Origin of the sequence: Streptomyces sp. NPDC058246, from assembly GCF_042881985.1 — a bacterium.
GTDB lineage: Bacteria > Actinomycetota > Actinomycetes > Streptomycetales > Streptomycetaceae > Streptomyces.
The window spans coordinates 203,230-223,440 of the sequence record NZ_JBHVWZ010000004.1 but is presented as its reverse complement, the minus strand read 5'-3'; the positions used below and the strand labels follow the sequence as shown (position 1 = coordinate 223,440).

The 20,211-nt window shown below is 70.6% G+C and carries 21 protein-coding genes and 1 pseudogene; 11 read left to right on the top strand and 11 right to left on the bottom strand.

What is annotated here, in order from left to right; translation table 11 throughout:
- Positions 1–119 precede the first annotated feature (119 nt).
- The 6 genes from ACFVXA_RS08170 to ACFVXA_RS08145 all read left to right on the top strand — a co-directional run bounded on the left by ACFVXA_RS08170 (position 120) and on the right by ACFVXA_RS08145 (position 8,347).
- Positions 120–593 (top strand): SRPBCC domain-containing protein, encoded by a 474-nt coding sequence (locus ACFVXA_RS08170; protein ID WP_390024267.1) that lies wholly within the window; start codon positions 120–122, stop codon positions 591–593.
- A gap of 438 nt (positions 594–1,031) precedes the next feature.
- Positions 1,032–1,535: a hypothetical protein gene (locus tag ACFVXA_RS08165; protein WP_390024265.1), complete on the top strand. Its 504-nt coding sequence runs from the start codon at positions 1,032–1,034 to the stop codon at positions 1,533–1,535.
- A complete protein-coding gene (locus ACFVXA_RS08160; RefSeq protein WP_362030694.1) occupies positions 1,535–2,923 on the top strand; it encodes a hypothetical protein in 1,389 nt (462 codons plus the stop codon). Before ACFVXA_RS08165 ends, ACFVXA_RS08160 begins: the two co-directional genes overlap by 1 nt.
- Positions 2,920–4,386 carry a VWA domain-containing protein gene (locus ACFVXA_RS08155; RefSeq protein ID WP_389934511.1) on the top strand — a complete coding sequence of 489 codons (1,467 nt, stop codon included), beginning with the start codon at positions 2,920–2,922 and terminating at the stop codon, positions 4,384–4,386. Before ACFVXA_RS08160 ends, ACFVXA_RS08155 begins: the two co-directional genes overlap by 4 nt.
- Before the next feature lie 23 nt (positions 4,387–4,409).
- Positions 4,410–5,522, top strand: coding sequence for an AAA family ATPase (locus tag ACFVXA_RS08150; RefSeq protein WP_362030690.1), 1,113 nt, complete (start codon positions 4,410–4,412; stop codon positions 5,520–5,522).
- The gene (locus ACFVXA_RS08145) at positions 5,519–8,347 is read left to right on the top strand and encodes a hypothetical protein (protein ID WP_390024263.1); all 2,829 of its coding nucleotides are present in this window, start codon (positions 5,519–5,521) and stop codon (positions 8,345–8,347) included. Before ACFVXA_RS08150 ends, ACFVXA_RS08145 begins: the two co-directional genes overlap by 4 nt.
- Before the next feature lie 31 nt (positions 8,348–8,378).
- On the opposite strand, the gene ACFVXA_RS08140 is transcribed toward ACFVXA_RS08145, so the two are convergent.
- Positions 8,379–9,020 carry a class I SAM-dependent methyltransferase gene (locus ACFVXA_RS08140; RefSeq protein WP_390024261.1) on the bottom strand — a complete coding sequence of 214 codons (642 nt, stop codon included), beginning with the start codon at positions 9,018–9,020 and terminating at the stop codon, positions 8,379–8,381.
- Positions 9,021–9,143: 123 nt separating this feature from the next.
- Here ACFVXA_RS08140 and ACFVXA_RS08135 point away from each other — a divergent pair, with 123 nt between their 5' ends.
- The gene (locus tag ACFVXA_RS08135; RefSeq protein WP_390024428.1) at positions 9,144–9,386 is read left to right on the top strand and encodes an ATP-binding protein; all 243 of its coding nucleotides are present in this window, start codon (positions 9,144–9,146) and stop codon (positions 9,384–9,386) included.
- Here the strand turns inward: ACFVXA_RS08135 and ACFVXA_RS08130 are convergent.
- From ACFVXA_RS08130 to rpmG, 5 genes are all read right to left on the bottom strand, one after another.
- Positions 9,358–9,642, bottom strand: a complete 285-nt coding sequence (locus ACFVXA_RS08130) for a hypothetical protein (RefSeq protein WP_390024259.1) — start codon at positions 9,640–9,642, stop codon at positions 9,358–9,360. The two genes, ACFVXA_RS08135 and ACFVXA_RS08130, sit on opposite strands and share 29 nt — an antisense overlap.
- Positions 9,643–9,735: 93 nt before the next feature.
- Positions 9,736–10,530 carry an SDR family oxidoreductase gene (locus ACFVXA_RS08125; RefSeq protein ID WP_390024257.1) on the bottom strand — a complete coding sequence of 265 codons (795 nt, stop codon included), beginning with the start codon at positions 10,528–10,530 and terminating at the stop codon, positions 9,736–9,738.
- Between the two features lie 231 nt (positions 10,531–10,761).
- Positions 10,762–10,884, bottom strand: coding sequence for a type B 50S ribosomal protein L36 (ykgO, locus tag ACFVXA_RS08120; protein ID WP_390024255.1), 123 nt, complete (start codon positions 10,882–10,884; stop codon positions 10,762–10,764).
- A 34-nt stretch (positions 10,885–10,918) separates the two neighbouring features.
- A complete protein-coding gene (locus tag ACFVXA_RS08115; RefSeq protein ID WP_383745786.1) occupies positions 10,919–11,179 on the bottom strand; it encodes a type B 50S ribosomal protein L31 in 261 nt (86 codons plus the stop codon).
- 50 nt (positions 11,180–11,229) lie between these two features.
- Entirely contained in the window at positions 11,230–11,394 is a 165-nt protein-coding gene (rpmG, locus tag ACFVXA_RS08110; RefSeq protein ID WP_362021152.1) for a 50S ribosomal protein L33, read from the bottom strand.
- Between the two features lie 257 nt (positions 11,395–11,651).
- Between rpmG and ACFVXA_RS08105 the strand changes: the two genes are divergently transcribed.
- Positions 11,652–12,836, top strand: a complete 1,185-nt coding sequence (locus ACFVXA_RS08105; protein WP_390024253.1) for a PP2C family protein-serine/threonine phosphatase — start codon at positions 11,652–11,654, stop codon at positions 12,834–12,836.
- A gap of 727 nt (positions 12,837–13,563) precedes the next feature.
- The gene (locus tag ACFVXA_RS08100) at positions 13,564–13,839 is read left to right on the top strand and encodes a hypothetical protein (RefSeq protein ID WP_383910132.1); all 276 of its coding nucleotides are present in this window, start codon (positions 13,564–13,566) and stop codon (positions 13,837–13,839) included.
- Positions 13,840–13,961: 122 nt separating this feature from the next.
- On the opposite strand, the gene ACFVXA_RS08095 is transcribed toward ACFVXA_RS08100, so the two are convergent.
- Complete coding sequence (locus ACFVXA_RS08095) at positions 13,962–14,777, bottom strand: DUF427 domain-containing protein (RefSeq protein WP_390024426.1); 816 nt, start codon at positions 14,775–14,777, stop codon at positions 13,962–13,964.
- Between the two features lie 382 nt (positions 14,778–15,159).
- Here ACFVXA_RS08095 and ACFVXA_RS08090 point away from each other — a divergent pair, with 382 nt between their 5' ends.
- Entirely contained in the window at positions 15,160–17,205 is a 2,046-nt protein-coding gene (locus tag ACFVXA_RS08090) for a SpoIIE family protein phosphatase (protein ID WP_362021161.1), read from the top strand.
- A gap of 65 nt (positions 17,206–17,270) precedes the next feature.
- Here the strand turns inward: ACFVXA_RS08090 and ACFVXA_RS08085 are convergent.
- From ACFVXA_RS08085 to ACFVXA_RS08070, 4 genes and pseudogenes are all read right to left on the bottom strand, one after another.
- A pseudogene (locus ACFVXA_RS08085) lies at positions 17,271–17,477 on the bottom strand (hypothetical protein); the annotation flags it as partial.
- 16 nt (positions 17,478–17,493) lie between these two features.
- A complete protein-coding gene (locus ACFVXA_RS08080) occupies positions 17,494–17,862 on the bottom strand; it encodes a low affinity iron permease family protein (protein WP_362021164.1) in 369 nt (122 codons plus the stop codon).
- Between the two features lie 109 nt (positions 17,863–17,971).
- Entirely contained in the window at positions 17,972–18,607 is a 636-nt protein-coding gene (locus tag ACFVXA_RS08075) for a hypothetical protein (RefSeq protein ID WP_383745794.1), read from the bottom strand.
- A 221-nt stretch (positions 18,608–18,828) separates the two neighbouring features.
- Positions 18,829–19,452, bottom strand: a complete 624-nt coding sequence (locus tag ACFVXA_RS08070; protein WP_362021170.1) for an NAD(P)H-dependent oxidoreductase — start codon at positions 19,450–19,452, stop codon at positions 18,829–18,831.
- A gap of 265 nt (positions 19,453–19,717) precedes the next feature.
- Here ACFVXA_RS08070 and ACFVXA_RS08065 point away from each other — a divergent pair, with 265 nt between their 5' ends.
- Positions 19,718–20,086, top strand: coding sequence for a PRC-barrel domain-containing protein (locus ACFVXA_RS08065; protein WP_362021173.1), 369 nt, complete (start codon positions 19,718–19,720; stop codon positions 20,084–20,086).
- Positions 20,087–20,211 lie beyond the last annotated feature (125 nt).

Here is a 20,211-nt window from a genome sequence, read left to right as displayed (position 1 = left end):
CCGCACCGTGGGGCCCTGGCGCGCACCGGGGCCCCCGGGCGACCGGCCGACACGCCGTCGAGCACACCCGTACCGCACAGCAGCGGCGAATCCGCCGCGCGGGCAGTACGTTGCCTCTCATGTATGCCACGCAAGTTTCGCGACGCGTGAAGGCCACTCCCGCAGCCGTCTACCAGGCACTCCTCGATCCGGGCGCGGTGGCCGCATGGCGCGTGCCCGCCGGCATGACCAGCCACGTCCACGAATTCGACCCCCGTGAAGGCGGCACCTTCCGCGTCTCGCTCACCTACGACGACGCAGCCGGTGCAGGGAAGTCGGCCCTCCACACGGACACCTACCACGGCCACTTCGCACGACTCGTGCCCGACAAGCTGGTGGTAGAGGTGTTGGAGTTCGAGACCTCCGACGACGCGCTGCGCGGCACGATGACGATGACCACGTCACTCACCCCCGTGGACGACGCGGGCGACGACGCGACCGACGTCGTGATCGTGCACGAGGGCATTCCCGACGACGTACCCCGTACGGACAACGAGTTGGGCACCCGCATGGCTCTGGACAACCTCGCCCGCTTGGTCGAGCGGAAGCGGTAGAACCGGCCTCCACATCGCCGACGCCACGGCCTCGCCCCGCATCTGCTGCGGGCGCAAATCGCCGACGCCACGGTCTCGCCCCGCATCCGCCGCGGGCGCACATCGCCGACGTCACCGCCTCGCCCCGCATCCGCCGCGGGCGCACATCGCAGGCAAGCCGGCGGTGGCGGATGAGAGTGCGGGCGATCCCGGCGAAGCCGCGGAAAACCTCGGCCCGACGCCCCGGCGCCCCGACACCCGGCGCGCCCTCCGCGGCTCGGTCGCGGGCGGCGGCACCCACCCCACGAACCGGCTCAAGCCCCTGGTCGGCGTGGGTGTGGGCGTTTGGAATGCGCGCAGAGCGTGCGTGAGGGGGCGTTGTCAGTGGCGGCAAGTATGTTCAGTCGTGTCCCGCCGGTGTGGCGTGGAAGTCCCCTTGGGTGCATAGGAGATGGTGCGTTGTCGGATTGGGAGAGGTCGAGCACGGCACGGGTGATAGCGCCCGCGCGGCCGCGCAAGCTCGCCAAGGTTCCGTTCGTCGAGCTGGCCGACGGACGCCTCCAGGGCGTGGTGTCCAGCGGCTCGGACATCGAGCGGGTCTATGTCTCGTCGGTCGCGGCCGGCACGTACGCGTTCGCGTGCAGCACCAACAACAACCGGCCCTGCGGCGGAGCGCGCGGCTCGTTCTGCAATCACATCCGGTCCCTGATCACCGAGGCGGTGCTGCAGTACGGCGCCGAGCGCGTCGCCCGCTATCTGAGGGTCGAGGTCGTGGACGGGGAGCCGGCTGCGCAGAGCATCTCCGGCGCCATGAGCGACACGCGGCCGTCGCAGGGGGACACCACGGCCGCCGCGCCCGTCTTCAGCCGCTTCCTGCGCCACCTGGCCTACCTGGAACTCGCCCCGACCACAGCCCCGTTGCCCGAGATGCAGTGGTTCCCGCCGACCAGGACGGTGGCGTGATGCGCGCCGATCTGCTCTCCGAATCCATCGCCGGGCTGGACGAGGCCTTGGCGGCCGTCGACGGCTTTGACCGGGCGCTCGCCGGGGGGCTCCTCCGTCCCCAGCCCGCCCAGGTCGCCGATCTGACGGAGCTCGCCCACGCCGTCGCGGGCACGCCGCTCGCCTCCCGGGTCGCCGAGGCGGCCGAGAAGTCGGCGGCCGGAGCCGCGAGCGAGGACCATTTCGTCGCCTTGGCCGCCGCGCGCACCGCACTCCTCGGCTCCGTCCACGACGCCCTCGTGAGCCGCCTCGACGAGGCCACCGGCCGCACCCGCGACGAGGAGCCGGCACCGGAGCCCGGCGCCTTGCAGGCGGCGAACCTGCCGGCCGCCGCCCGGGCCTGGCTCTCCGATCTCGCGCGCGCCGGATGGCAGGGCATCGACCACGACGTGGTCTCCGGATCGGCGCAAGTCGTCTCCGCGATGCTTCCGGACCCGTCGATGCGCCGCCTCGCGACGCTCCTTGACGGATTCGCCGTCGAGCTCGCGGCGTCCTGTCCCGGCGCGTCCCTGGAAAGGGTCCCCGCTCGCCGCTGGGGCGACCTCTGGTCGCGTGCGATGCTGCTGACGCTGCCCGGCGCCTCCGAGGCGCCCGCGGCCGATACCGCCACCGGCCGCCTGCTGCCCCTCGGTGTCGACCTGCAGGAGCACGCGACGGCCGCCCAGGCCCAGGTCCACGCGGTGTTCGAGCCCGCCGACGGCGCCGCGCCCCGCCTGGTCCGTGCCAGTGTCTCGGCACCGAAACCGGACACGGTGGTGGGAGCGGGCGTCTGGCAGTTGCTGCGCCCCCATATGTCGCTGCTGGCGGCCGTCGGCGAAGGCCGCTCGATGGAGCTCGCCGGCATGCCGGTCACCGCCGAGGGCGATCTGCTCTGGAGCGACGAGCACGCCCGCCCCAGTGAGCCCGCCGACGCCTTCGCCACGGCCCGCGTCGCCCTGCCCCACGCCACGGGCGCGGCTACCGCACCGCTGGACCGGCACCCGGCGCGCATCGCCGTACCCGTGTTCCTGGAGGGCTACGCGGCCCGGAAGGACGACGACGTGCTGACATTCACCGTCGCCGGACACCCTCTGGCCGTGGACACCGACCGTGTCCCGGCCACCGGGCCGCTGACCCCCGAGGCCGTCGCGGCGTCCGGCGCGTGCATCGGGCTGCTCCGCTGGGACGCCGGGACGTATCGCGTGCAACCTCTGGCCGTCGAGACGACCCTGCGGAAGAAGGCCGTCGCGATCCACGCCGGCGCATGGGCCGGGGGCACCACCGACAAGGTCGGTGTCAAGGCGGAGAAGGCCGCCACCGACGCCGTGACCGTGCTGCGGGAGCGTGCCGGAAGGCTGCTGCGCAAATGACGGAGCAGACAACGGGACCTACGGCCGACACCGGGCAGTCTGCCGGTCGCACGAACCCGCGGAACCCCGAGGCGAACCCCCACGACAACCGCCGTCAGGTCCTCTACTGGCGGCTGCTCGCCCGCCTCTTCGACCCCGAGGAGCAGGCCACGCTCGAGTCGGCGAGCCTCGCCGTCGTAGAGGACATCGGCCTGCCGTCCGCGCTGCTCGACCCGCAGGCCTCCGTCGATTCGGTCGTCCAGCGCCACCCGGACCTGGCCGCCGAGTTCGACGGTCTGATGGCCCCGGAGCCCGACGACGGCTCGGACGACGCACGCGACCGGGCCGCCGAAGTACGCCGCGCGGCGCTGGTGTCGAAGGTGCTGCTCAACGTCTTCGCCTCGCCCTCCGGCACGGTCACCGCCGGACAGCTGGCGCGCTGGCAGTCCGACGCGGGCTGGCTGGAGCGCGCGCTCGGATGCAGGCCGGGCGAGCTGCGCGGCGGCCGGACCGGAGGAAGCGCCGCGGGGCCGGGCGTCAGCCCGACCGGCACCGGCGGTCGCGGCAGGACGCCCGATCTCAGCCGGCTGATTCCGTCGATCGGTCCGGAACTCGGCGCCATCGAGGCCGACCTCGTCAAGCGGATGCACCTGCGCGAGGTGCTGGCCGACCCCAAGCTCGCCGCCCAGCTGACTCCGAGCATGTCGCTGATCGAGCAGCTGCTGCGGGACAAGAACAACCTCTCTGGCGTGGCCCTGGCCAACGCCAAGGCCCTGATCCGCCGATTCGTCGACGAGGTCGCCGAAGTGCTGCGCACTCAGGTGGAGAAGGCCACGGTCGGCGCCCTGGACCGCTCCGTCCCGCCCAAGCGGGTGTTCCGCAACCTCGACCTCGACCGCACGATCTGGAAGAACCTCACCAACTGGAGCCCGGAGGAGGAGCGGTTGTACGTCGACCGCCTCTACTACCGGCACACCGCCCGCAGGACGACGCCTCAGCGGCTCATCGTCGTCGTGGACCAGTCGGGCTCGATGGTCGACTCGATGGTGAACTGCACCATCCTCGCGTCGATCTTCGCCGGGCTGCCGAAGGTGGACGTCCACCTGATCGCGTACGACACCCAGGCGCTCGACCTCACGCCCTGGGTGCACGACCCCTTCGAAACGCTGCTGCGCACCAACCTCGGGGGCGGCACCGACGGCACGGTCGCCATGGCACTGGCCCAGCCGAAGATCGCCGAGCCCCGCAACACCGTCGTGGTGTGGATCTCCGACTTCTACGAATGGCGAACCGAGCCGCTGTTCGAGAGCATGGCCGCCATTCACCGGTCGGGAGCCAAGTTCATCCCGGTCGGCTCGGTGACCAGCTCCGGCCGCGGCAGTGTCAACCCGTGGTTCCGCGAGCGCTTCAAGGACCTCGGCACGCCGGTGCTCTCCGGCCACATCCGCAAGCTCGTCCACGAGCTCAAGACGTTCCTCGCTTAAGAGTCTTTGAGAAAGGCCCTGACATGTCCGACCTGTTGCGCGCCCCTGCCGAGATCAAGTACGCCGAGGAACTGGACTGGCTGGAGTCCATCGACGACAACCCCAAGCCCTTCTCCTGGCGCCTGTCCCCCAAGATGGTCCGCCTGTTCATCCTGGGCTCCGAGCGCTCCGACGGCCTGGACCGGGAGATCCCGCAGAAGTGGTACGGCGACCGCAGTTTCGTCGAGCGCTCCATCGTCACGCTGGCCTCCGACCGCGGCCTGCTGCTCATCGGCGACCCCGGCACCGGCAAGAGCTGGCTGGCCGAGCTGCTGTCCGCCGCGATCTGCCGCAACTCCACGCTGGTCGTGCAGGGCACGGCCGGCACCACCGAGGACCACATCAAGTACTCCTGGAACGTGTCCATGGTGATCGCCAAGGGCCAGTCGCGGGAGTCGATGATCCCCTCGCCGATCATGACCGCGATGGAAGGCGGCGCGATCGGCCGGTTCGAGGAACTCACCCGCTCCACCAGCGACGTCCAGGACGCCCTGATCTCGATCCTGTCCGAGAAGTACATCTCGGTCCCCGAACTGGACAGCGACAACATCGTCTTCGCCAAGCCCGGCTTCTCGATCATCGCCACCGCCAACAGCCGTGACCGGGGCGTCAACGATCTGTCCTCGGCACTCAAGCGCCGCTTCAACTTCGTGCGCATCCCCGTGGTGACGAACAAGAAGAGCGAGGCGGAGATCGTCCGCTTCCGCACCGAGGAACTGCTGCGTCGCCACCAGATCGAGCTGGACGTGCCGCCGACGCTGCTCGACGTGCTGCTGCAGAGCTTCGCGGACCTGCGCGCCTCGGCGGCGGCGGCCGGCAGCGACGACGAGAAGCTGGAGTCCGCGCTGTCCTCCGCCGAGCAGATCGGTGTACTCGAGGACGCCATTCTGCACAGCAACTTCTTCGGCGAACGCGCCCTGACCGCTCGTACGCTGGCTTCCTCGCTCGTCGGGTCACTGGCCCGGCGCGAGCCCGAGGACCTGGCCATCCTCAACAAGTACCTGCACGGCGTCGTCGAACCGCGCAGCAAGGAAGAGGGCGGATCCTGGCCGGAGTTCCTGGAGGGCGGCCGCGACGCGATCGCCACCCTGTCATGAGCGGCACGTACGAGGAAACCACGAGCGCCTCGCGCGAGGGGACGTTCGAAGCACTGCGCGGGCAACTGCAGGAGGCCGCCGCGACGTTCGCCGACGGGCCCGACGCCCTGGAGGGCATCCTCCTCGGCCTCGTCGACGACGTCGACCGCGCGGTGCGCGAGCCCCTGGAGATCTTCCCCGTCTGCCACCACTCCCCCGCCTCGGCGCTCGCGATGGCACGCCGTCTGCGGGAGAAGCAGCCGAAGGTCGTGTACCTGGAGCTGTGCGAGGACATGGCGCCGCTGCTGACCGAACTGCGCAACTGCCGTCTCCCGGTGGCGGTCCAGGCCTTCGCGACCGAGGTCGACGGCTTTCCCGCCGAGTGGTCCCCGCTGTCGGTGGTCGCACCGATCACCGAGGCCTCGGCCGAGTACCAGGCGATCGCCTACGCGCTGGACACTCCGGGCGTCGAACTGGTCCTGGTCGACCGTTCCTCGGACCACGTCTTCCAGTGGGACGCGCGGGAGACCCGGATCGGCGAGGGATCCGATCCGGACGCAGCGGCCGCCGAGGAGGAGGCCGCGCTGCACGGCGACGCGGTCGGCGTCGAAATCGGCGACCTGCGGCCTCGCTTCGCCGAACTGGAGGAACACCTGCTGCGCCATGGCAGGGTCCGGCACTGGTCGGAGTGGTGGCACCAGTACGTCGAACTGCCGCTGGGCGGCAGCGACCACGACACCTACCGCCAGGTCATGCTTCTGATCGGCAGCCTGTTCCGCCGCCTCGCGCCCGGCGACCCCCACCGGGTGCGCGTGGACGAGGACCGCGAACGCTACATGTGGACCAGGATGCGCGAGCACCTGGCCGCGACCGGCGCCGATCCCGCGGACTGCCTCTACGTCTGCGGTGCCTTCCACGCGGCCAGCCGTGTCGCGGAGTTCGGCGTCCACGGCACCGGCACCTTCGAGATCAGCCCGCGCAGTGCCACCAAGTGGCAGCACGGACTGATCCCGTCCAGCCACGCGGCGATCGAGGCGCAGTTCGGCCTCGCCGCCGGCTCGGTGTCGATCGCCGCGACGGTCTGGGCGAAGAACGTGAAGCGCACCCGTGTGGAGCCGTACCGTTTGGCGGGTCAGGCGGGAGCGAAGAAGTCGAGAGCCAAGAAGGCCACCGCCGCGGCCGGTCCCGTACCGGTGCTGCCGCCCTCGGACAAGCTGACCGGCTTCCTCCGCCGGCCGCCCGTCCTGGACCGGCTGGACGAGGCCGAGCTGCTCGGCTGGTCGGTGGAGATCGTGCGCGCCGCGCGCCGAGCCGGCTATCTCGCCTCCACCGCCGACGCCATCGCCGTGTTCGAGACGTCGATCCTGCTGGCGGGGATGCGCGACCGGGCCAGGCCGACGCCGTACGACTTCCAGGACGCGGCCGTCACCTGCATCGAGAAGGACACCGTGCCCGGCCGGCGCGACGTGCGCCGACTCGTGGAGATCATGATGGGCGGCGACCGGGTCGGCCAGGTCGGCTACGACGCACTGCCACCCCTGGCGCGTGACGTGCACGACCGGCTCGCGCCGCTCAACCTGAAGCTCCAACAGCGGGGCGTGCAAAGGGCGTTGCTGGACATCGCCTCCCGGCCGGAACTGGAGCGGTGCTCCGACGTGCTGTGGATGCTGCGTTACCTGATGCCGCAGGGCACCGCGAGGCCGATCATGGGCGAGCGGAAACTCGGCGAGAAGGCGATCCAGGAGTCGTGGGACCTGGCACTGGGCACCCACCAGCGGGCGCTCATCGAGCTGGGCTACGAGGGCGTCAGCATCGAGCAGGTCCTGGAGCAGCGCCTGCGGCGCACGGCGTACGGCCCGCAGGCCACCGCGGCGACCGTCCTGGAAGCCGTCGAGGACGCGACGCTGTATCTGCGCAGCCGCCGCCTCTCCGACGAGTTGGGCACCCGCGCCCTGGAGGTGCTGTCGGCCGAGCGCAGCGTCGACGGCGCACCGGAGGTGCTGCGCCGGGTGCGACGGCTGCTGGCGTACTACCGCACCAGCGAGCCGGTGCTGCCACCGTGGATCGAGTCCTTCGTCAAAGCCGGATACGCGCACTACTGCACCCTGCTGCCGACGGCGTTCACCGACGACGACGCCACCGTGCGCCATGTGGCGGCGATGCTGGGCTTCCTGTTCAGCATGGAGGGCCTCGCCCTGTCCCTGGGCTGCGACCGGACCCAACTGGAGCTGGCGGTCGCCCAGTCGCATCCTGAGGACCCGTCGAAGACGGCGCTGCTGTGGGCGGCTCAGGTGCAGCTCGGGCACCTCACCCGCGCGGACCTCCGGGCAAGGTGCGACGAACTCCTGGGCAACCCTTTGGTGGTGCCCGCCTATCCGCGTTACCTCAGCGGCTTCGTACACGCCCTGGAGCCCGTCCCCGGCCTCACCGACTTCGTCGTGGAGGCGGTGTCGAACGCGTTCGGACGGCTGCCGGACCCGGTGCTCCTGCCCTGGCTCCCTACCCTGATCACCACCCTGCGCTCGGGCGGCGCCGAACTGGCCCCGCTGCTGATCCGTGAGGCCGGGCGCGTCTTCCCCGGCCGACTCGCGGCGCTGGACGAGTGGGTGCCGCCATGGCGGACACAGCCGCAGGCCGTGGGTCCGGCCCGGCCCACGGACAGCGGCGGCGGCTGCGCGCTGCTCGCCGCCCACCCGGCGACGTGCGACGCGCTGGCGGACCTGCTGGGCTGCGACGAGGCGTGGGAGACGGTGGATCCCGGCCCGGCCGGCGCGGTACTGACGGGGCGGTATCCGGATACGGCTGTGGCTCTGGAGGTGCTGCTCGGGCGGCGTCCCGTTCGGTAAGGCTCAGCACTCGTCCGCTGTGGGGTGGCGGTCAGGCGGCAGTCGGCCTGCGGGCCAGTTCGTAGGCGAAGCCGACCGTTTCGGTGAGGCGGTCGTTGACCGTCTGGCGGCCTAGTTCGGCGGTCAGGTCCGCGTCGAACTCGGCGGCGTGCTCCGCGAGCACGGAGGGCGGCAGGAACGACGTCGACCGGATGAACCCGGCGAGTTCGCGGATCGTCCAGTGATGCTCGACGGAGAACGTATGACGTCCGGCGGCCTCGAACCCGGCACGGGCCAATACGGCACGGTCAGGTTCCTGCCGCCTTGACTCGTCCCAGCCGGACGGAACGCGGCCGGACGCGCCGAGGGTGCTCTGCCATGCCTGCAGCTTGCTGTCGAGCGCCCGCTGCCAGTCCTGGGAGCCTGCCCATGGGGAGGTCGACCAGCACAGTGCCAGGCAGCCGCCGGGCTCGAGCCAGGCGAGGGCGCGCTGGGCGACCGGGGTGCGGCGGAGGCGGTGGAAGGCGTTGCCGATGACGATCAGCTCGAAGCCGGCCGGCCTGGCGTGCAGTTCCTCCGCGCCGGCGGTGACCGTCCGGACGTGGGCTGCGCCGGCGGCGGTCGCCTTGGCGCGGACCACGTCGGTCATATCGGGTTCGGCGTCCACGGCCCAGTACGTCCGCGAACCAGCCACGCAGCGGGAAGGCGAGCTGGCCGGTGCCGCAGGCCAGGTCGAGCAGGCGTCCGTCCCCTGAGGGGGCCACCCGAGCCGCGAGGTCGGCGATCATCGTGTCGGGGTACGGGAGCCTGAACCGGGATCCCGGCTGCCGACCGCCACCGCGCCTTCGACCGCTTCGTCCGCCTGGGGTCCGCCCGCACCCGTCACTCCGGCGAGACCACCGGCACCGGACTGGGGCTGTCCATCGCCCGCGACATCGTCACCGCCCACGGGGGCACCGTCGCCGTCACGGCAACCGTCCCGGACGGCAACGCGGCGGGCCACGGGGCGACGTTCACGGTCTGTCTGCCCGTCACCGGCCCTGCCTCGGACACCCCGTGATTCCGGTTCGGGGCTCGTCGCCGGTCCACGCGTGGAGCTTGTCGGGGTTGACCACCAGCCACAGCTGGGTGACCAGGCCGTCGTGGACGTCCAGCGCGAGGACGGCGATGGTGCTCCCCGCGATGCGTACCGTCGACCCCGGTGTGCGGTTCACGTCGGCCTGCGTGAGTTCCACGTCCCGTTCCCTGCGCATGAGGCCGAGGAAGAGCCGGGCCACCTTGTCGGCGCCGACGACGGGGCGCCGCGCCGCACACACCTTGCCGCCACCGTCGCCGTCGCCGCGACGTCCGGTCGAGGAGGGCGACCAGCCCGTCGAGTCACCGGTCTCGCACGCCTCGCGTCGGCTTGCTCATCCTCCCTGCGCGACGTTCTCGGCCAGCCACGCGTCGAAGGTCTGGCTGCCCCGGACGCACTGTCCGGTCGGCAGCAGGCCGTCGCCCGTCATGGCCGCACCCGTGGCGCCGAGGAGTTTCACCGGCAGCAGCGGCCGGCGCTGGTGCCGGGCCCGCAGCAGTCGGTGCACCATGTCGACCAGCTGCTCGACGCGCGGTCCGGCGAGTTCGGGGGCCATGCCCTGCGGCGCGGCGAGGGCGAGTCGCACCAGGTGTCGGCCCACTTCGCGGGCCGCGACCGGCTGGGTGCGCATCCGGGGCACCACGGCGAGCGGGCCCGGGATCCGGTCGAGGGTCTGCTGCGCGAACTCGTGGAACTGGGTGGCGCGCAGCACCGTCCACGGTGTCGGGCCGCCCTGCACCACCGCCTCCTGGCGCAGTTTGCCCTGGTAGTAGCCGAGGCCGACCCGGTCGATGCCGACGATCGACAGCGCCACGTGGTGCCGTACGCCGGCCCGCGCGCCGGCGTCCAGGAGGTGGTGGCTCACGCTGTCGAAGAACGCGCGCGACTTCTTGGCGCTGGTGGTCGTCACATTGCTCACGTCGACGACCGCCTCCACGCCGGCCAGGGCCGCGTCGAGCCCCGCGCCCGTGACGAGGTCGACGCCTCGCGAGCGGGCCAGCACCACCGGCTCCTGCCCCGCCGCGACCAGCTCGTCGACCACATACCGTCCGACCAGTCCGGTCCCGCCTGCCACCGCTACCCGCATACCGAGCCTCGTTCCGTCCTCGTGGTGCGCGTCGTACGTCATCGGGCGATCGTCAGGGGGGCCGCCGTCAGGAACCTGGCCCCGTCGCCCTTGGCGAGGTGTTCGTGGAAGCGGTTTCGTGTTCATACCGGTATCACGAGACAGCGGCCGGCGATGTGAGCTGGGTGGCCGTGCCGGCTGCCGTGGCTCCCCGGTCCCGGTACAGCAACGGGGTGGGTCGCAGCGGAGTTGTCAGGTTCTCCGCTGCGGCCCACCCCGCGCCTCGGCGCGCGCTCAGCCCTGGCGGGCTTTGAAGCGCGGGTTCTTCTTGTTGACGACAAAGGTCACGCCGCGTCGGCGGACCACCTGTGCGTCGGGTTTCGCCTTCAGTGAACGCAAGGACTTGCGTACCTTCACAGTTCTGCTCTCCTCCTGCTCGGCCGGCCCGCGGTCAGCGCTGGGCCGGGGCCGTGCGGCCGTAGCGACGCTCGAAGCGCTCCACTCGGCCGGCCGTGTCCACGACACGCGATTTCCCGGTGTAGAAGGGATGGCTCGCCGACGAGATCTCGACGTCGATCACCGGGTAGGTGTTGCCGTCCTCCCACTCGATCGTCCTGGACGAGTGCGCGGTCGAACGGGTCAGGAACGTGACGTCCGCGGCGCGGTCGCGGAAGACGACCGGTCGGGATTCCGGGTGGATACGAGGCCTCATGAGCGTTCCTTCCGGGTAGCGGTCCGGCTGGTGCCGACGCCGGGCTCGGTTCAGCGTTCCTCCCGGAACGGGACGTGCTGCCCGGCCACCGGGTCGTACTTGCGCAGCACGAGCCGGTCGGGGTCGTTCTGGCGGTTCTTGCGCGTCACATAGGTGGCGCCGGTCCCGGCCGTCGACCTCAGCGTGACGACGGGACGTGCACTGGTGCGTGCCATGAGGTCCTCCTTCCGCCCACATCGCGCGATCTGACTCGCGCATGTCAGCTACGTGCGGTGTAACGGCGGGAGGGGGCGCCGCATTCCCGCCTGGCCGGGTCAGCCGCCGGGGGGTCTTCCCGCGCGAATCCGCCGTACGACCGCCACCCCGCCACCCCGCGACTGCCGCGCCGCCGGTGCAGGACGGTGCCGCGCCGACGCCCAGGGGGCAGGCGCCCCGGTACCGGGCGCAAAATGGGGTTGTGAGAGTCCGGCGTGTGTCAGTGGACCGGCTCGCAGAGCCGTCGGGCCGCGGACTGGTGGCCATCCCGCTCGCGCTGATCGTCGTGATCACCGTGGTGGACATCCGCTCCCCGACCGATGTCCACCTGGGTCCGTTGCTCGTCATCGCGCCCGCGCTCACGGCATCCGTCGCCGGGCCGCGCGTGACGGCTCTGGTCGGGGCGCTGGCCGTGGCCGCCCAGGTCTTCGTCGCCGCGCTGCATGGCGGCCTGACCACGACCAACCACGTGGCGCAGATCATCGCCCTGGCCGTGCTGTCCGCACTGGTGGTCTTCGTTTGCCAGGTACGGGAGCGGCGCGCCCGGGAGCTGAGCCGGGCACGGTCGGTGGCCGAGACGGCGCAACTGGTTCTGCTGCGGCCCCCGCCGCGCCGGATCGGGCCATTGCGGGTGGCCTGGCTGTATCTGGCCGCCGAGGACGAGACCCAGATCGGGGGCGACCTGTTCGCGGTCTCCCGCGCCACCCACGCTTCCACCCGGGTCATCATCGGCGACGTCCGGGGCAAGGGGCTGGCCTCCATCGGCGAGGCCTCGGTGTTGCTGGGGGCGTTCCGGGAGGGTGCCCACCGGTACACCACCTTGCCCGAGCTCGCGGCGGCACTCGAGGTGAGTGTGTGCCGCGACCTGGAGGACGTGGCCGATACCGAGCACGACCCCGGCGAACACTTCATCACCGCGCTCGTGCTCGACCTGTCCGACCACGATCCCCACGGCGAGATGATCAACTGCGGCCATCCGCCGCCCCTACTGCTGCACGATCACGAGGTGACGGTCCTGCACGCGCGCCACCCCATGCCCCCGCTGGGCATGTGCGAGGTGCCCGCCGCCGGACACCACCCCGACCAGTTCGCCTTCGAAGCCGGCGACATCCTCCTGCTCTACACCGACGGCGTCATCGAAGCCCGCTCTCCGGCGGGCGCCTTCTATCCCCTGGCCGAGCGCGTCGCCTCCTTCCCCCGCTCCACTCCCGACGCCCTGCTGCGCCACATCCACGCCGACCTGGTCACCCACATCGGAGACCAGCCCGCCGACGACGCCGCCCTCTTGGCCATCGAGCGCGTGGCCTCCCACCACCTCCACCGGCCACACCTCACGACCCACCCCGTCGACGGCCACCATCGCCTCCGCCCCAGCGGCCCCTCCCTCCCCAGGGAACGCTGATCACGCCGAGAGGGCAGAAGACGGCGGCCGCGGGTCCGGTCCGGATCGGCACCGGCACCGGCACCGGCACCGGCACCGGCACCGGCAGAGGCCTCGTCCTCCCAGGGCGTCGTCGCGTCCTGGTACCGATTTCGAATGCGTGAGCGAATGCCCGGCGTGGAGACCAGCAGTCGGCGGCGCCGGACCAGCCGGGCGTCAATTACTCGACGACAAGCGGGAGTTGACCATGGCAACTCGGCCACCTCCATCCATGCCCCGCACCCATCGAATCAACTTGACTTCTATACGATCTTATGCGTAAGTTAGATCCGGATTGAACGAATTATCCGTCTTTCGCCTTTTTGAGAAGACGAACAATCTCCATAGCCAATCGACGACCCACCCGGTCGCCGGTTGTCCGACGGACGTATGCCCCGCCGCGGGGTGAGCTGCCACTCAGCAGCCCCGGTGGGCCCGATGCTGCGCATTCAGCGCGCGAGTCGGCAACGGCAACTCCCGTTATTTTCAAGGCCGATGTACCGGACCCCTTTGCGAACGCCTGAGCGCCTCACCGGCGCCGGCGTCCTGTGGCCGCGCAGGGCTCGGAGCCGTCAACGCTCCCGGGAAGGGGAACACCACCATGCGGGTAACAACATCAAGGGCTTTCAGGCTGGTCGCGACCGTGTTCGCGGCCCTGGCTCTGGCCCTTGGCGGAGCGAGCATCGCCAGTGCCAGCACATCCGGCCACGTGTCGCACGACTCCAGCCACAGCAGCTGGGGCAACTATCACGACAACTGGCGCGGCCACGACCGTGATGACGACCACGGCGACCACGGCGACAACAACTACTGGAACGACGACAGTTACGACAACGGCCACGACGGTGACCACGGCGGCTACGGCGGCGACCACGGCGGTTACGGCGGCGGCGACCACGGAGGCGGCGGTTACGGCGGCGGCGACCACGGAGGCGGCGGTTACGGCGGCGGCGGCCACGGTGGCGGTGGCCACGGAGGCCACTGACACTTGAAGGTTGACGCCACGTCATCTCACACAGGGGCTGGAGTCGGTGACGACTCCAGCCCCTCGTGCGTGCGGGCGACTGTCGCCCGCACCACCGCGGCGCGCAGCCTGTCGTCCGGCTGTCACGTCGACGGGCGCGCGGCGAGCGCACCGCTGAACGGGGTGACGGGCCGCTCCAGCAGTCGGCCGTCCACGGTGATGTCGACCGCTTCGTTGTAGAAGGCGACCAGCCCCTCGATGGCGGCCACGGCGGCCAGCGGGGCCGGGTAGCTCCAGAGGAGGTTCGGCGGTACGTCGGCTTCGCCCGGCCAGGACCAGTACGCGGCGGTGCCCTTGTACGGGCAGCCGCTGGTGTGGTCGGTGGGGACGAGCAGGTCGAGGCGGACGTCCTCGCGCGGGATGTAGTAGCGCACCGGCAGACCGGTCTCGAAGAGCAGCACGGGCCGACGGGTGTCCGCGACGACCGTGCCGTCGATCGCGACCGTGACATGCCGGCTGCTCGGCAGTGCGTCCACCCGCTTGTGCGGATCGCGGGGGTGGATGAAGATCTCTTCCTCCTCCTCGTACCAGTGGTCGAGTCCCTTTCCGCTGCGCCGGAACCATTCGAACGCGATGTGGTCGGCCAGGTCGGCGGCGGGGAACGTCCAGGCCGCGTTCTCCCGCAGTCCGCCGCCGACTTCGAGGTCGTAGAAGCTCTGCGAGCCGGAGTGCGTGCCCAGGGGCGGGTTCTCGGCCGGGCGGAGGAGGTCCGCACGGATCTCCTCGCGGGGGAAGGCGTACGTCGGGACGGGCAGACCGGGCTCCCAGACGAGCACCGGATGCCTGCTGTCGACCACGGTGATGTCGCCCGTACGGCCGCGTACCCAGCGTTCGCTGGGCTCCCAGAGGATGCCTTCCGGCGTCGTCCTGACGGACCGGGCTGTGAGGAACGTGCTCATGACCGGCTCTCCTTCGGCGCTCATGACCAGCTCTCCTTCGGCGCTCATGACCAGCTCTCCTTCGGCGCTCATGACCAGCTCTCGTTCGACCTTCTCAGCGGGGTGACCCGGCAGCCCGAGGCCGACCTCTTGCACTCGCACGCTCCCACACCGGGACGGGAACCGCCCTGCCGCCGGGAGCCGGGGTCCGAGGGTCCGCACCGCCACCCGTACGGCCGAGTGCGGGACGCGGCGCACACCCGCGGCACACCCCGCGCCACCTGCGATGCGTACGCCGTTCCACGCCGCAGCTGTTGCCCTCCTGAGCGCGGTGTGACCTAATCGGAGAACCCGCAGGGCGGATCTTGGCGGTGCCGGTGCCGCGCCGGAAGGAGCGGCTGGAATGCACGGGTATACGACCGGACACGACGACGAGATCACCGCGGCACCAGGAGGCCTGCTCGACCTTTTGCAGGTCGCGGCCGTGGTGCTGGACAGCGACGGTCTCATCGTGCTGTGGAGCCCCGAGGCCGAGCAACTGCTCGGATACCGGGCGGATGAGGCACTGGGCCACGGTGCCGACGACCTCCTGGTGTCTCACGACAACCGGCGGCGGGCGCGCGACCTGTTCGCGCAGGTCCGCTCCGGAGCCCGCTGGGCGGGTGTGTTCCCCATGCAGCACAAGGACGGCACGGAACGTCCCGTGGAGTTCCGCACCATGCGGCTGCGCGCCAGAGACGGCCAGGCGCATCTCCTGGGCCTGGCGGCGGACGCCAGGACGGTACGCCTGGTGGAGCGGGACCTGGCGCTGTCCCACAGCCTGGTCAATCAGACCCCGCTCGGCATCGCGGTCTTCGACAACGAGCTGCGGTGGGTAGGCGTCAACCCGGCTCTGGAGCGGATCAACGGCCTGCCCGAGGAGGCGGTCCTGGGACGCAGTGTCGGAGAGGTGCTGCCGGACCTGGACGTCGCGGCCATCGAGTCGCGCATGCGACTCGTCCTGGCCAGCGGCAAACCGCTGCTGGACCAGCAGAGCGTCGGCCGGACGCCGGCGCAGCCCGAGGAGCGCGCGTACTCCGAGTCGTACCACCGCATCGAGGACTCCGACGGCCGGGTGCTCGGGCTGGCGATGGCCGTCATCGACGTCACCGAGCGGCAGCAGGCCGCGGCCGAGGTCTCCCAGGCGCGCGAGCGTCTCTCGGTGATCGCGGACGCCGGCGTCCGGATCGGCACCACCCTGGATCTTCAGCAGACCGCCCGGGAACTGGCCGACGTCGCCGTACCGCAGCTGGCGGACCTGGCCGCCGTCGACGTGCTGGAGGCGGTGGTCGCGCACGGCACCACCACCGCGATCACCGATGAGGCCCACGCCGAGTTCCGCGCCCTGGCCGTGGCCGCCGGATACCTCACCGACGCCATCCACGCGGCGGACCCGGTCGGCGAACTGGCCACCTACAGCTCCACACGGATCATCACCCAGTGTGTCCGGGAGGCCCGGCCGATCCTGGTGGAGCGCGTGGACTCCGCCATGATGCGACGCATCGCGAGGGACTCCCACGCCGCCCAGAGCCTGCGCACGGCAGGCGTCCACTCGTACCTGGCGGTCCCGCTGGTGGCACGGGGCGAAGTGCTGGGCACGCTCAGTCTGTACCGCACCATCAACTCCCGTTCCTTCGACGAGCAGGACGGCATCCTCGCCTCGGAACTCGCCGCACGCGCCGCGATCTGCGTGGACAACGCCCGGCTCTACGGACGCGAACGCAACGCCGCGCTGACCCTCCAGCGCAGTCTGCTGCCGCCCATGCCCGTGGACCACGAAGGCCTGGACATCGCCGTCCGCTACCTCCCGGCGCTCAGCGAGGTCGGCGGGGACTGGTACGACGTGCTGCCGCTGAGCCGGGGGCGTACCGGGCTGATCGTCGGCGACGTGATGGGCAAGGGCGTCCAAGCCGCCGCCATCATGGGGCAGTTGAGCACCGCGACCCGCGCACTGGCTCGTCTCGATCCGTCTCCCGCCGAGATGCTGCACCACCTCGACGACATCGCGGGGTCGCTCGGTGACGCGATCGCGACCTGTGTCTACGCCGTGTGCGATCCCCGACAGGGCACCTGCGCGCTGTCCAGCGCCGGTCACCTCCCGCCCGTCATGATCCGTCCCGACGGCAGTGCGGACCTCCTGGACGTGCCCGGCGGCGTACCCCTCGGCGTGGGCGGAGTGCCCTTCGAGACCATGGAACAGGAACTCCCCGCGGGTACCCTGCTCGCCCTGTACACCGACGGGCTGGTCGAGAGCCGTACCCAGTCCATCGACACCGGCCTGGAAACCATGACCCGGCTGCTCCGAGGCACCCAGCACTCCTTGGAACGGACCAGCGACATGCTGCTCGGCGCGCTGCGCCCCGAGCCCGACGACGACGTGGCGCTCCTGCTGGTCCGCACGCTCGGCTGACGGGAGAGCTGCCCGAGCCGTGTCTGCGCAACGGGATAGCCGCGCCGAGCCGTGCTCGGCGCGGCTCAGGAGAACACCAGCCGGCGCGCCAGATAGGGCGCGGTGACACTGCGCCTGGCCTTGGCGACCTTGGCGGGAGGGCCGGTGGCGACCACCCGGCCGCCCGCGTCGCCGCCACCCGGCCCGAGGTCGATGACCCAGTCGGCGGTGGCGATCGCGGTGCCGACGGCGAGTGAGGATTTGCCCGAGCGGAGATCCCGGTGAAGGCGCCGGCGCGCCCGCGTGCTGTCACAGCTGGTCTTCCATACCGACGGCCTTCTCGAGGCTCGCTCGGGCCTTGTCCTGTTCGCCGTCCCAGCGTTCGAGGAGCGCGGTGGCGATGGCGTCGAGCTTGCGCTGGATCGCGTGCTCGGCGCGGCGCTCGGCGTTCTTCAGCAGGGCGAGCAGGAGCAGCGTGACCGCGGCCATGGCGTCGCCGGCCACATGCTGCCACGACAGTGACAGCCCGGCGATGTGGACCACGGCGAAGCCCGCGACCAGCAACAGACAGAAGGAGAAGAAGAACGGCGAGCTGGTGAGATTGGATCCGGTCTCCGCCAGCCGTGCGAACGTGCCGCGTCGGGAACCGCCGCGCTCCGCGGGGTGCTGGAACGTCATGACATCGGTGTGGACGGTCGTGGCGTCCCACTCAGTGCGTGCATCCTCACGAGCCGCCTAACGCCTGCCCCTTGGCCGCGACACGGGGAGGAGGACCCGGTCCCGTCGTTCAGCGCAAGATGCTCACGGCGCGGGCGATCACGAGGAGCGACGTCAGCAGGGCGGCGACGCTCTGCACGCTCATCATGAGCTTGGCGCGGGTCGACAGGGGCATCGTGTCGGTCGGGCTGAAGGCCGTCGAGTTGGTCACGGACACGTAGAGGTAGTCCATCAGCGTGGGGACCCAGTCGGACGTACCGCTCGCACCGTCGGCGACCTCCTGGACCGCGTCGTCGTTCTCGTCCTGTGAGAAGCGGAAGTCGGCCAGCGGGAGTTCGGCGCGGGGTGCCTGGGTGCGGCTGACCGGGCCGCCCCGGTCCAGTTCCCAATAGGCCAGGCCGAAGACGATGATGTTGGTGAGCCACACCTGCAACGCGGCCACCAGCAGGGAGCGCCCGTCCTTCACGCCGGAGTACACCAGCTCGTGGATCAGGATGCCGAGAGCCACGAGATTGCTCGCGGCGATGACGGCCACCAGGGTCAGCGACAGGACGCGGAAAGCCCTCGTCTGGCGGGTGAGCCGCCGGGGGTTGATGGCGATCAGCGGTACCAGCAGCAGGAGTTCCAGCGCAGGCAGCACGTAACGGGGCGCGATCAGCAGCCGCTGCGGCAGGGCGACGTAGAGGGCGATCGCGGCGAGCGTCACGAGCACACCCGGCAACCGCGCTTCCCCCCGACGCTGGTGCCGGGGATGCCTGGTTCGGGTCTCGCTGCGACTGCGCGGCATGACAGGTCCCTCCGCTCACACCTGATGATCGACGGGTATACCGGAGACTCACCAGCGGATCCAGTTCCGGGGGCTCGGAGCGGGCCTGCCGGGCCGTGGGTGGCCGCCGCTCCGGAGCCCGGCGCGGCGGTCGCACCCGATCAACTGGGCGGATACGCGGCGGACTTCAGCCGACGGGCCAGGTGGGCCGTGTTGGCCGCCAGAGTGGCCGTCGTCTTCGCGGTTGCTTCGGGGGTCTTGTCGAGTTCCTGATAGTCGGTGCCGTGCATCGCCTCACCCACCCAGTAGGTGACGGCGTTCGGGGCGAGGGAAAAACCTACGTCGTTGAGCCCCTGGAACAGGTCGGCACTGACCTTGTGAGCGCCGTCCTCGTTCCCGACGACACACACCGCGGCCGCCTTTCCGTAGGTGAGCATCCGGCCGTCGTCATCCGTCTCGGAAATCTCGGCGTTCAGCCTTTCCAGTACGCGCTGGGCATTGCTCGACGCATGCCCCAGCCAGATCGGAGTGGACAGCAGCAGGATGTCGGCACCCATGATCGCGTCTCGGATCCCAGGCCACCCGTCCCCGTCGCCCATGTCCGTCTTCACCCCGGGTCGAACGTCGTGATCCGCGACCCGGACCACCTTGCCGGTGACGCCGTGCTCGCTGAGCGCCGTCATGGTCTGCTCGGCCAGCAGCTGTGAGCTGGACGGTGTGGGTGAGGGGGACAAGGTGCATACGAGGGCGAGTGCGCGCAGTGGTGTGGTTGATGTCGTCTCCATGGCCGCCGGGTACCCCCATGTCGGGCCGGTATCCGATTTCAGGAGTGCGTAGATCACCGCGTTTCCCGCCGAGATCCGATTTCGATGGCATCGGAGGCCCGATTTCGATGGCCGCTGCGGCCCGATTTCGATGGAGTGAGTGCATCCCTGGAAACGGGGCAATCGGCATGACGGCGGAGCGAGAAACCGCCGCGCACGACGTACGGAAAACGAGGAACGGCGGGAATACCTGCCGTCCTCTGTTCACCGGAGGAGTTGTTTTCGCGTGACTGAGCAAGTGTGGCGTTATCAGTCGACCGCCGGCCGTGTCGCGGGCACCGACCTCACTGGTTACCAGGTCGAGGCCACCGACGGCAGCATCGGCAAGGTGGACAAACACTCCGACGAGGTCGATGACGCCTACCTGGTGGTGGACACCGGCGTATGGATTTTCGGCAAGGAAGTCCTGCTCCCCGCGAGCACCGTCGTCAGTATCGACCCGGACGAGCAGAAGGTCTTCGTCGACCGCACCAAGGAGCAGATCAAGAACGCCCCGGAGTTCCACCGGGACAAGCACCTCGGCGATCCGGGATACCACGAGGAGTTGGGCACCTACTACGGCACCGGTCTTCCTTTCGGCGGACCGATGCTCTGATTTCACACCGGTTCCTCCAGGCGCGGGGCCCGGGCCCGCTACCACCGTACCGGCGGGCGCGGGGTGGGTACAGGGTGGGCGGGGGGGGCGCGGGGCGCCGGCGCGTGCCGAATGTCGTACGTTAT